The 708-nt window shown below is 66.8% G+C and carries 1 pseudogene; it reads right to left on the bottom strand.

Annotated elements, in window-relative coordinates:
- Nucleotides 1-708 (bottom strand): annotated as a pseudogene (locus APH42_RS30285) (hypothetical protein); the annotation flags it as partial.

Below are 708 nucleotides of genomic sequence, written 5' to 3'. Positions count from 1 at the left end.
GCGGGCGGAAGTGATTTCGTCACGGTCGTAACAGGCCAAGGCGGCGGCCAGGCTGTAGGGGTTATCGATGTGTTGGGGTTCGGCCGTCGCCAGCCAGGCGTCGTGATCGTTGCTGGCTTGCAAGGCTTGGTTGCGCAGGGCGGCAATGCGCCGTTCCAGCTCATCGCGCTCGGCGAGAAAGCGCCGGTACTTCTCGACATCGAGGCGCTGTACCAGGCGCGCGCCGTGGGGCGAGTAGTCCTTGTGGGTGAGCGCCTGAAATTGCAATTCGGCCGGCGACAGGGCGGGGCCCCGGCGCTCCAGGCCAAGCCGGAACGCGGCCAGTTCCGGCGAGGGGGCGTCCGCCGGGTACATGCTTTCCAGCGTCTTGTTCAGCAGCATGGCCACCAGGTTGCGATGGTGGAAGTCGCGGCTTTGCACGCTCAGTTGTTCGGCATCCAGCCGGTAGCACGCCGGCACGCGCTCCTGCTCGGGCGGTTGTGCGGGTTTGGTGTGCTCCAGTTGCTCGGCGGGCATCAGGTCGCGCAGTTGATGCTGGTAGGCCGAGACCGACAGGCTCAGGTCCAGGGCCATGCCTTCGGCGTCGGCAAGCGCGACCACCACCGGCACTTTCGGCTGGGTGTAGGGGTAGTGCCGCGCCATGGCGACGAGGTTGCCGATGGGCAGGATTTCGCTGATCGGGTCGCTGCTCCAGGTCAGCGGCATGCG

Source organism: Pseudomonas sp. NBRC 111140 (genome assembly GCF_001320885.1).
In the GTDB taxonomy this organism is placed as follows: Bacteria; Pseudomonadota; Gammaproteobacteria; order Pseudomonadales; family Pseudomonadaceae; genus Aquipseudomonas; species Aquipseudomonas putida_P.
The sequence above is the reverse complement of the archived record's forward strand: the minus strand, read 5'-3'. Positions and strand labels throughout refer to the sequence as shown.